This window comes from Streptomyces sp. NPDC111656 (genome assembly GCF_055656965.1).
The window spans coordinates 83018-93612 of sequence record NZ_JBVKCA010000033.1; the positions used below are offsets into that span (position 1 = coordinate 83018).

Below are 10595 nucleotides of genomic sequence, written 5' to 3' on the forward strand. Positions count from 1 at the left end.
GGTCCCGTTGGACACCGAAGAGCTTCACCTGCCCCTGTCGCGGACAGCCAACGAGCGGCTGCACGCCATGATCCCCGGGGGCGCGCACACCTACGCCAAGGGCGACGACCAGTACCCCGAGAACCTGGCCCCGGTCATCAGCCACGGCCGCGGCGCCCACGTGTGGGACATTGACGGCAACCGCTACGTCGAGTACGGCTCCGGCCTGCGGTCGGTCAGCCTCGGCCACACCCACCCACGCGTGATCGAGGCGGTACGGCGGGAACTCGACCGCGGCAGCAACTTCGTCCGGCCGTCCATCGTGGAGGTCGAAGCTGCGGAACGCTTCCTGGCCACGGTGCCGACCGCCGAGATGGTGAAGTTCGCGAAGAACGGCTCCGACGCCACCACCGCCGCGGTGCGACTCGCCCGCGCCGTCACCGGGCGCACGCGGGTGGCCCTCTGCGCCGACCATCCGTTCTTCTCCGTCGACGACTGGTTCATCGGCACCACGCCGATGTCCGCAGGCATTCCGGCGGCGACCACCGAACTCATCGTGTCCTTCCCCTACGGAGACCTGGCCGCCACGGAGGAACTGCTCACACGTCACCCGGACGAGGTCGCCTGCCTGATCCTCGAACCCGCCACCCACACCGAGCCGCCGCCCGGGTACCTCGCGGGCCTGCGCGAGCTGGCCGACCGGCACGGCTGCGTACTGATCTTCGATGAGATGATCACCGGCTTCCGTTGGTCCGAGGCGGGCGCCCAGGGCCTGTACGGCGTCGTCCCCGACCTCTCCACGTTCGGCAAGGCGCTGGGCAACGGATTCGCCGTCTCCGCGCTGGCCGGGCGCCGCGATCTGATGGAGCTGGGCGGGCTGCGTCACTCCGGCGACCGGGTGTTCCTGCTGTCCACCACGCACGGCGCGGAAACGCACTCCCTGGCAGCCGCGATGGCCGTGCAGACCATCTATGCCGAGGAGGGCGTCACGGCGCGGCTGCACACCCTCGGTGAGCGGTTGGCCGCCGGTGTCCGCGACGCCGCGGCCGCCATGGGCGTCGGCGACCACATCGTCGTCCGGGGCCGAGCCAGCAACCTCGTCTTCGCCACCCTCGACGAGAACCTGCAGCCGTCGCAGCAGTACCGCACCCTGTTCCTGCGCCGGCTCCTCGAGGGCGGGGTGCTGGCCCCGTCGTTCGTGGTGAGCAGCGCGCTCGACGACGCCGACATCGATCACACCGTCGACGTGGTGGCCCAGGCATGTGCGGTGTACCGGAAGGCACTGGACGCCGCCGACCCCACCCCCTGGCTGTCCGGACGACCGGTGAAGCCCGTATTCCGCCGCTTGGCGTGACGTGACGTCAGCGACTCTCCCGTCGGCCTGAGTCGGTCATCTGGTCGGTCGTCTGGTCGGCCATCCGGTCGGCGAGATGGTCGACCAGCCACGCGGTCGCCGGTATCACCGCCAGCGCGGTGCACCAGCCGCCGAGGACGTCGGTCGGGTAGTGCGCGCCCAGGGCGACCTGCGCCCAGCCCATGGTGGCGCCGGCGACCAGCGCCGCGGCGAGCACCAGTGACGAGCCGGCCGTCCTGCCGAGGCCGAGCCGACCGGTCGAGAGCAGCGCCGCCATGAGGGCGAGCGCGGTGAAGAAGGCAGTGTGCCCGCTCGGGTAGGACAGGTTGCCGTCGCCGTGGATGGTGCGTCCCACCAGGTGCTTGAGCAGCGTGGTCGTCCCCACGGTCATGCCGACGCCGGCCACGACGAGCACCGCTGCGCGGGGTCGCCGAAGCAGCAGGCAGCCCGCCACACCGGCCACGATCAGCATCGCCGATCCCGCGGGTTCCCCCAAGAAGTCGAAGGCCAGAGCGACGTGCCGCCACGGTGGCCGCACACTGTCCGCCGTCGGCCGGATGAACCACCTGTCCACCCTGCTGGGCTCGCCATGGCCGGCGTACAGGACCCCGAGTACGACGACCACCAGCGTGGCGAGCACTGCGATCAGCCTGAACCATGCGCGCAGCGACGGGGGCAGCACCGCGGGCGTCGGTCGGCCGGTCACACGTTCACCGCGTCCGGTCGACCTGCGGTAGTGACGTCCAGGTTCTCTCCTGCCAGGTGATCCAACGCGAGCCCCTCCGTCGTGTCCGATTCACCCTCAAGCGACCGTGACCGCCCCGCGGACACCAGCTCCTGGCCTGTACACCTCCGAGGGAGCCGTCAGCACCCTAACCCCAATCCGGTCGCGGCAAACCGCCGTCGGACAGTCTCGGAGCGTGAGCCACACCCTGATGCGTAGCGGATGTTCGCGGACAGCGACTTCGAGCCTGAGGTGCCTGGAGGGGCAAAGTTCCCCTCCAGGCAACCGACTTGAGGCTCCAGAAGCACCCGAGCTTCTGCGCCGAGTACGACACGAGGACCGTCCATGTCCCGGCCCCCACTCATCTGGTCGCATGTCGCAGGGCAGGCGACTCGCCCGCGCCATGGCGGCTCCTGGGCCAACGGCGAAGAGATCCGAAAGGTGGTCAGCTCCGTCCGCTACCTGCTGGAGCAGCTACCGACCGAGGCCACGATCGGCGTGGTCACTCCGTTCAAACCCCAAGCCGAGGAACTGCGCAACCAGTTGAACGGATTCGTCGAGGACCGTGTGCGCGTCGGCACGGTGCACACCTTCCAAGGCGGCGAGCGCGATGTCATGGTGTTCTCCCTCGTCGCTGGTGAGGGCATGCATCCCGGTGCGATCAGCTGGGTCAGCGGCCAGCTCAACCTTTGGAACGTCGCCATCACCCGGGCGCGCACTCACCTCATCGTGGTGGGGGACAAGGACCTCTGGCGCCGTCAAGGCGGTGTCGCCGCCGCACTTCAGGACGCCGTCGAACACGCTCCCCTCACCCGTGAAAACTACGGGGACGAACGTCTGAGGCGCCTCTACCAGGTCTTGTCCGCACCCGCAGGAACAACCGTCACACTCGGCGAGTGCGTCAACGGGCACCCCGCCGACGCGCTTGTCAGGACCTCAGACGGTTCCGTCCAAGCGCAGTGTTGCTCGACCAGGGTCCCGACGACGACAGCGACGCGGCACGTCACCTGCGGCTGATGCTGCATCGTCGAAAGCTGCTGGACGGCGGCGAGCAGGGAAGTACGGCCATGCGCTACCCGGCTTGGCTGTACGACGTCAACGGCGGCTGATCATGAGGCCGCTTGAGACTCTGCGCTGTCGGTTACTTGCCGTACGCCTGCTTCCAGCGCGCCCGGTGGCGGGAATCTCCCTGTCCATGGCCGTTCACGCCGCTCAACGACAAGAGGGAAGCACCGTTGTTCCAGAGTCCGAGGTGATCCCGGTGTACGGCGAGGATTCCATGCTCCACCGCGAACTTCTCCGAGGGACGACTGAATCGCGTGGTCGTCACGAACACGGCTACGTCTGCCCGGAAGTGCACCTTGGCTCCCAGCAGATCGCGCAACTCCCGACTCGCGATGGTGCTGCTCGGTGCGTACCGCTTGCATTGGACCACCATGGTCCGGCCGTCCGGGAGACGCCCGAGGACGTCAGCACCGTTGTCATGCGAACCGCCCACCCGCCGGACCTCCGTGCACCCGTCGCGGCGGCACAAGCTCGCGACCAGCTCCTCGAACTCGGTGCCGGTCATGGCATCCACCTCGGCGAGGGTCCGGCGGCCAGCCTTCATCTCCTCGTCCTGTCGCCAGCGGCGGTCCCGCGCACGCATGATCCGGTCCGTGCGCCACAGCCACCAGCCCATTGCTCCGATGCTGCCGAGGAGCAGGGCCGTCGTGACATACGGCCACACGGCCGACCAGAACGTCACCAGGAGGACCAGCAGCACGCCGGCGCCGATCACGACCGACTTCAGCCGCGCCTTGCGCCGCCTGCGAGCAGCCGATCCCCGTCCACGCCGAGTAGCCATCTCCGCCTCCCCCTGCCGTCCCTGATGGGCAGTCTGGGCAGTTCAGGGCGGTGCGAGAAGAGCGCGAGTCAGCCATGGCCTGATCGGCTCACTGCATTAGGAAGCGCGCTGCCTGTATGGCCTGGTCCACGGTTCCGATGGCCCTCCAGCGTGCCCCACTGGCAGTAGCGCCCATCCAGGCTTCCGAGCGCCGTCGTTCCGTTGGCGACCGAACGCGGCGTGAGCTCACCACCGGCGCCTGGGTCTCCGGTCCGGCGGAGCAGGCCGTGTGCGGTCACGCCGTTGGCTGGAGGATGGCCAGAGGGCACGGCCCGTGACCAGATCGCTGGCAGAGCCGGAAAGGTGACCGGCAGCAAGAGTGACGGGCCGTAACTAGGGGCCGCTCTTCTCTGACGCGGTGGTCCTCCCGGGATGGGCTCGACGTCCTCCACCCGCAAGGGCGCCGACCCGGTTTGTTCTTTTCCCTGTTCCCAGCGGAGAACAGGTCGACGGAGCCTGGGCGGGTGTCCAGTGCAGCTGCCTCGACTCATAGCCTGGTAGGCCTGACCATCGCTGCTGATAGTGCTTCAGTACTCTTCAGCGCATCGTGGGAGGGGGCGCTGGTGAACCGTTTGCGCATAACGTTCGGGCTTGTCGTCGTGATCACGGGCACGGTCTGGCTGCTCGACGGCGGCTCGGCTCTCCGCTCGGGTGGGCGCTGGGTGCTGATTGCATTGCCGTACACCCTGATTGCACTGGGGCTGCTGCTGGTCCTGCGTGCAGCCCTGCCAAGGGGCCTGTTGGCCGGCCCACTGACGCTGATTGCTGGCGGGGCGCTGTGGGTCGCGTATGACCTTGGGTACTTGGGTGGCACCGCGGGGAGCAAAGTGCTGCCGACACTGGCGATCGTGTCCGGGGCGTCGCTGGCCTTGATGGGTAGTGGCGCAGGTCAGACTGGTGGCGAGGATAACCCGTTGAGGCGGTACCGGAGTGTGCTGCTGCCGGTGAGGCGGAAGGTGATAACCGGCTCCACCGATTTGGTCAAGGTCGGCATCGGGTCCTTTTTCGGAGACGCGCGGATCGATCTCTCCAGCGTTTCGTTCGCGCGTGACCGCACGGCGCGCGGACGGCGTGTCCTCCATGTCGATGTCACGGTGCTGTTCGGCCGAGTCGAGCTGCTCCTCGACGCCGCGTGCATCGTCGTGAAAGGCAACGTGGAGAACAGCCCGGCAGTTCACTTCGCCGAGCAGGTCCAAGTGCATGTGACGCCGCCCGAGGGTTCGGAACGGCAGATTCTGCTGAATGTCCTGGGAGTCGGTGGTTCAGTGGCGATCCGTTCACTGTGACGTGTCCTACGCACTGTCCGGGTGCTTGAAATTCTTGCTCTGCAGGGTCTCGTGATCGCGAAGCGGGGCGACGGAACCCGGCTTGAGGAAATCAGTGATGTCCTTGTTGAGCTGGTACTCCTCTCGTGGGTTGTCGGGCAACTCGTAGTGCATCGCAGCGGCCAAGTCGAACCGGTGCAGGTCGAAGACCGTAGCGAGAAGCCTGGCGTGGCCGCGGGACGCGGCTATCGCGCCTCGGTAGGCGAATAGAGTCAAGGCCCCCGCGAGGAGTGGCGCCGCAGACCAGAGATCGAGGCGGGCCAGCAGCGGGGCCGTGGCAACAGACAACAGGCCAAAGGAGATGCTCAAGGAGGCCGTCGAGGTGATCAGTTCAAACTGGCGGGCGACCGCACCTTCGAGGCGATCGGAGATTTGCGGGTACAGTCGCGGATACACGGCCATCATGTCCAGGCCGTACCGGTCTCCCGCCACCCGCTCGCCGCGGCGGAGAACATTCCCGAGCAGGGTCGGCATGAGGTCCGTCCGATGGGATGCCGCTTCGAGATGCTCCGCCGCCAGCCTGTCGTCGGTCGGGTACGCGTCACGCACGTTCTCTGCTCGCGATTTCATGCGCACCACTCGCGAAATCCTGCGATCACGGCGGGCGAGTTCCTGAAGCGTGGGATTTGCGCCAGGCGGTGGCATTGTGAGAGCGAACTCGGCCACGATCTTCGCGTCGTCCCTGCGTCGCCGGTGGCGCTCCACGGCGGCGGGGACCAGCCCAGCGATGGGCGAAGGACTGGCCCAGTAGCCCTCAAGCAGTTGGATCAGGGCCGTCTCAAAGGGGCGGAGAAGTATTCCGCAAAGCAAGGCGGCCACTCCGAACAGGGCGATGGCGAGCGCGTCCCGCTTGCCTTCCGGAAGAACGTGGTCGAGCTGTACGGGCTCGTTCGGCGAGTACGCGCCGGCCCGGATCAGCACGACAACGGTCGTGACGACGACGGTGGCCGGAAGGACATTCAGCAGGCTGAAGCGCGAGCCGCCGAGGGCTTTGGTACTTGCGGAGACCAGTCCCCTGAGCACGCTCACGACCTCCTTGAGGTGCCGAACTTCACCACGAGGCATCGATTACACTGCGGACACTCCCGCCCAGGATCCACATCCGCCGCCGCAATGACGAAATTGGTGCGGTCGATGGAGCCAACGCAACCGATGCAGATGAAGACATCGAGGTTCGTCGCGCCGACGAGCGTCCCCAAGCGTCCAGAGTCCTCCGCTGCTCGGTACACCGCCCGGTCCATCGACTGGCCGCAGCACAGTTGGTTCGCGTTCGATGAGACCGTGCGGACACGGTTGGTGCCTGCATCGCACGATGGGTCGGAGCACACGAAAACCCGCTCCCCGTTCCGCAGTTGGCCAGCCGAGCCAAAATGTGGCTCCGATTGCACCAACAGCAGCCGTTGCACCAACAGCAGCCGTACCAACAACCCCTGATATCGGTACCCGCTCAGCCCACGTGCCACAGCGCCCTCCCCGAAAGCGGTGCCCTGAGTATGCCGTCCGGCCCGCCGCGCCGACGAGATATCCATCAACTGCTCAGGGATGGGCATACCACTGCGAGGCCACATCCCGCGGGGTGGAGCCTCTGGGCGTTGGAAAGGGAATCCGCTGCGCGCGGGTGCAAACCTCCAGGTCGCAGCCTTCCGCAACCGGCCCCTGGACGCCGGGCCGTATGCGTTCGTCTGGGCCGACGCGCTGACCCAGAAGGTCCGCGAGGGCGGCCGGATCATCAACGTCCACGCGCTGATCGCGGTCGGCGTCAACTCCGATGGCCACCGCGAGATCCTCGGCCTGGACGTCGCCTCCAGCGAAGACGGCGCCGGCTGGCTGGCCTTCCTGCGCTCCCTGGTCGCGCGCGGTCTGTCCGGAGTCCAACTCGTCGTCTCCGACGCCCATGCAGGCCTGGTCAACGCGATCGGTGCTGTGTTGCCCGGCGCTTCGTGGCAGCGCTGCCGCACGCACTACGCTCGCGCGCTGCTGAGCCAGGTTCCGAAGTCGGCCCAGCCGTGGGTGGCCACGCTGCTGCGGACCGTCTTCGAACAGCCGGACACCGACGCCGTGAAGGCCCAGATGCGGCACGTTCTGGACGCGCTGGAGGCCAAATTCCCTAATGCCGCAGCCCGCTTGGACACCGCCCAGCACGACGTGCTGGCGTTCACCGCATTCCCGCGTGAGAGCTGGCGGCAGATCTGGTCCAACAACCCGCAAGAACGGCTGAACAAGGAGATCAGGCGTCGCACCGACGTCGTCGGCACCTTCCCCGACCGCACCGCCCTGATCCGCCTGGTCGGTGCCGTGCTGGCCGAACAGAACGACGAGTGGACCGAAACCCGCGATACATGGGACTCGACCTGCTGGCCAAGGCCCGCCTCCACCCGATCGAGTCAGAAACCAACGAAGCCGACCTGCCCACCGAACTCACCGCATAGCCTCAAAGACGAGAACACCGAGTGGCCGTCAATACACCACTCCCGCGGACGTGACCCCGCCCGCAACACCCGAGGCTGTCGCCGCGGCGGAAGAGGTCATCGGGTTCCCGTTGCCTCCTCTTCTGCGGCGCTTGTACGTTGAAGTCGCCAACGGCGGATTCGGCCCGAACGAAGGAATCCTGGGAGTGAGCGGTGGGGCTGCGCAGGGCAACTTTGCGGACATCGCCGAGCTGTATCGAGACGGCCCGGATCCGTCCGGCCGCGTCCCGGCCAGCCTGGTGCTGATCGACGACTGGGGCTGTACCGTCTGGTCGCTGGTCGATTTCCGCGATCCTGCGGGCGCCATGTGGTGCAGCCATGAGGGCGAGTGCTGGCCGCAGGGAGTGAATCTCGCGGAATGGCTGACCGGCACGCTGGCAGGAACCGTGACGGTGGAAGCACTGCTGGAGAGTCAACCCATCTCGTAGATCAGCTGCCCTAATGCCCTGAGCCGACACTTCGCCGTCGGGGTGCGGGACTTGAGCCCACGACCTCTTCGTCCCGAAGCAACTTGTGCGGGGGCGGTGCCTTGGGCTGGGGTGCCCGTCACCTGCGCTGATGGTCCGCAGGCGTCCGGGGGTGTCCGCTGGTGTTCGTCGGCGTTGTCACGCAGTTAGACACTCACCCAGTGCGGTGCTCATGCAGAGGAACCATCGGTGAGGGTCTCCTGAGCGCCGTCCTGCGAGCCCGCTGCCTCCGTCGTCCGGCCTGGCGAGTGCCGTAGCGCCCTGAACCGTGGGGGAAGGGCTGGGCAAGCACGTTGCGGGGCAGGCTACTTGGCGGCACATGGGCAGTTCGATCGAGAGTCACCGGTCTATTTGGGGGACACGTGAGCTTGGCGGTTCAACTTCCAGCTCTGATAGGCGTAGTGATCGGCGGGGTCGTCTCCTCCGCCGGCAGTGCGCTTTCTGAGCGCTTCCGATGGAAGCGGGATGTGCAACGTGAGTGGAGTCAGCGCCGATTCGAGGCGTACCGAGAGCTAATCCATGTAGCACATATTCAGGTTGGGGCTGCGCGTTCGCTTGCTACGACAAGAAATCTCCTTGAAGGCCCCCCTCCCGTTTCTGTTGAAGACGGGATGAAAGAGATCGCCGAATCCGATAGACGCCTGGCACTTGCATACGAAACGGTACAAATGATCGGAGATGAGCAAGTTGGTAGGGCTGCACATGCGTTTCGCTCGGCCTTGTGGCAACTGAGCGACTACGCACGCGGGTTGATTGACGTGGACGCGATGGAGTGGGAAAAGGCATATAGGAGATACCGGACATCGCGTGACGGATTCCATTCCGCTATTCGTCACGATCTCGGCATAGCTGGGCGAGGGTATCAGCGCAATACAGCAAGTTTTTCCTCCCGTCCCCCCACCGTTGGCTCCCCGTAGGACGAGCAGATACTGCTTTCCGAGCCCGCCACTGTCAAAGCCCCGCTTTAGGAGGTGTCCCGTAAATGGTCTCCGAGCTGCCTCGGGCGTGGGGCTCCGTGGACTGAGTCCCTCGTCTATCCGGCGAGGGTGAGGTTGTGCAACCGGGCAATACCGGGCATGGCGTGGTGGACTCCGTCGCCTTTGAGGCGGCAGTCACGGAGGATCTTCCACGTCTTCATGCGGGCGAAGACGTGCTCGACGCGCGCGGACCTGCTTGTGGGACTTGTTGTGCTCTTGCTTCCAGCCGGGTCTTCGCCCTTGCGCCGACGGTGGGGCATGACGAGCCCGGTGCCGGGATAGCCGCCGTCGGCGATCGTGACTGTCCTGCCAACGGCGGCCTTGGTGCCGGATTCCTCCCACGCCTTGCAATCATGGCGATTGCCGGGCAAAGGCCGGCCGACCACGACGACCAGCCGAGTATCGGCATCGATGACGACCTGATGGTTGGTGGAGTACCGGTAGTTCTTGGACTGCTCGGACACGGTGTGATCGCGGGCGGGCACCAGCGTGCCGTCCACGATGAGCACGGTGTCTTTGGTGAACCGCTTGCGGGCCTGGAGAGCGAGCATCGGCCCGAGGCGATTGATGATGCGGTCGGCCGCGGACTTCGAGACCCCGAACAGCGGAGCGAGCTGGCGCATCGTCAAGTTCGTGCGCCAGTACGCCGCCACCAGCAGTGCTCGGTCCTCCAGCGGCAGGTTCCACGGTCGGCCCCGCCGCGCCGCATCCTCGCGGCGCAACATGGTCACCAGCTTGGCGAACTGGCGCGGGCTCAGCCCAGTGAATGGGGCTATCCAGGTCGGCTCCGACGCCGTGATCACACCAGTCATCGCGTGATCATCTCAGTTGCACGTGTGGCTCTCTCCAGCCGATCCTGTGTACTCGACGGATGAGGAGGACGACGTGGGGCTGATTCTGTTCCCGGGCGACGGGGACACCACCGGTCCGGATGTCGCCTGGTCCTACACCGGCTTCAACGCGTTCCGCCGCCGCTTGACGCAAGCGGAAGGGTTCGTCCTCGATGAGATGCGGGGCTTCGGCGGAGAGCGCCCCTGGAGCGATGTCTTCACCACGCTGGAGGCCTTCCTCGACCGTCCGGACGACGGTGGCGGTGAGCTCTCGACTGCCGAGTGCACCGCGATCTTGCCCCGGTTGGAAGCGATCACCGGCGAATGGCAAGAGCAGGCCGCCGACCCCCTCCTCCAGCAGCACATCGAAGACGCCCGACAACTGGCGCTCGTCCTACGCCTCTGCATCCAGAAGGACGTCGAACTCCTCTTCCTGTGACGTCTGTCGATCCGGGTCCACTCACCATGGCCGCCACAGTTACGGGACAGCCCTTAGAACTCCTAACAAAGTGTGAGGTTCCTCAGTCGGCGCCAGCAGATGATGCTGCAGGCCAGGCTGAGGAAGGCTTCATGGATGTCGTCGCGG

Annotated in this window: 9 protein-coding genes and 1 pseudogene; 6 read left to right on the forward strand and 4 right to left on the reverse strand. The window is 66.4% G+C overall.

Translation table 11 applies throughout. From position 1 onward, the window contains the following. The first annotated feature begins 7 nt into the window (after positions 1-7). Positions 8-1333, forward strand: coding sequence for a glutamate-1-semialdehyde 2,1-aminomutase (locus tag ACZ7M3_RS48410; RefSeq protein ID WP_472072573.1), 1326 nt, complete (start codon positions 8-10; stop codon positions 1331-1333). Positions 1334-1340: 7 nt separating this feature from the next. Here the strand turns inward: ACZ7M3_RS48410 and ACZ7M3_RS48415 are convergent, their stop codons facing one another. Further along, entirely contained in the window at positions 1341-2039 is a 699-nt protein-coding gene (locus ACZ7M3_RS48415; protein WP_472072575.1) for a phosphatase PAP2 family protein, read from the reverse strand. A gap of 363 nt (positions 2040-2402) precedes the next feature. Here ACZ7M3_RS48415 and ACZ7M3_RS48420 point away from each other — a divergent pair, with 363 nt between their 5' ends. Beyond that, positions 2403-3074 (forward strand): DEAD/DEAH box helicase, encoded by a 672-nt coding sequence (locus ACZ7M3_RS48420; protein ID WP_472072577.1) that lies wholly within the window; start codon positions 2403-2405, stop codon positions 3072-3074. A 124-nt stretch (positions 3075-3198) separates the two neighbouring features. On the opposite strand, the gene ACZ7M3_RS48425 is transcribed toward ACZ7M3_RS48420, so the two are convergent. Further along, positions 3199-3903, reverse strand: a complete 705-nt coding sequence (locus ACZ7M3_RS48425) for a restriction endonuclease (protein WP_472072579.1) — start codon at positions 3901-3903, stop codon at positions 3199-3201. 602 nt (positions 3904-4505) lie between these two features. On the opposite strand from ACZ7M3_RS48425, the gene ACZ7M3_RS48430 reads away from it, so the two are divergent. Next, positions 4506-5228 (forward strand): hypothetical protein, encoded by a 723-nt coding sequence (locus tag ACZ7M3_RS48430; protein WP_472072581.1) that lies wholly within the window; start codon positions 4506-4508, stop codon positions 5226-5228. 6 nt (positions 5229-5234) lie between these two features. On the opposite strand, the gene ACZ7M3_RS48435 is transcribed toward ACZ7M3_RS48430, so the two are convergent. Beyond that, positions 5235-6296 carry a hypothetical protein gene (locus tag ACZ7M3_RS48435; protein ID WP_472072583.1) on the reverse strand — a complete coding sequence of 354 codons (1062 nt, stop codon included), beginning with the start codon at positions 6294-6296 and terminating at the stop codon, positions 5235-5237. Positions 6297-6899: 603 nt separating this feature from the next. Here ACZ7M3_RS48435 and ACZ7M3_RS48440 point away from each other — a divergent pair. Beyond that, positions 6900-7696, forward strand: a pseudogene (locus ACZ7M3_RS48440) (IS256 family transposase); the annotation flags it as partial. Positions 7697-7746: 50 nt separating this feature from the next. Further along, positions 7747-8163: an SMI1/KNR4 family protein gene (locus tag ACZ7M3_RS48445; RefSeq protein ID WP_472072585.1), complete on the forward strand. Its 417-nt coding sequence runs from the start codon at positions 7747-7749 to the stop codon at positions 8161-8163. A 1072-nt stretch (positions 8164-9235) separates the two neighbouring features. Here ACZ7M3_RS48445 and ACZ7M3_RS48450 read toward each other — a convergent pair. Continuing rightward, a complete protein-coding gene (locus ACZ7M3_RS48450; RefSeq protein ID WP_472072587.1) occupies positions 9236-9991 on the reverse strand; it encodes a transposase in 756 nt (251 codons plus the stop codon). Between the two features lie 73 nt (positions 9992-10064). Here ACZ7M3_RS48450 and ACZ7M3_RS48455 point away from each other — a divergent pair, with 73 nt between their 5' ends. Then, positions 10065-10448: a hypothetical protein gene (locus ACZ7M3_RS48455; RefSeq protein ID WP_472072589.1), complete on the forward strand. Its 384-nt coding sequence runs from the start codon at positions 10065-10067 to the stop codon at positions 10446-10448. Positions 10449-10595 lie beyond the last annotated feature (147 nt).

Coding starts and splice junctions, on each gene's coding strand:
- ACZ7M3_RS48420 (WP_472072577.1), top strand. CDS start 2,403: ATGTCCCGGCCCCCACTCATCTGGTCGCATGTCGCAGGGCAGGCGACT.
- ACZ7M3_RS48425 (WP_472072579.1), bottom strand. CDS start 3,903: ATGGCTACTCGGCGTGGACGGGGATCGGCTGCTCGCAGGCGGCGCAAG.
- ACZ7M3_RS48450 (WP_472072587.1), bottom strand. CDS start 9,991: ATGACTGGTGTGATCACGGCGTCGGAGCCGACCTGGATAGCCCCATTC.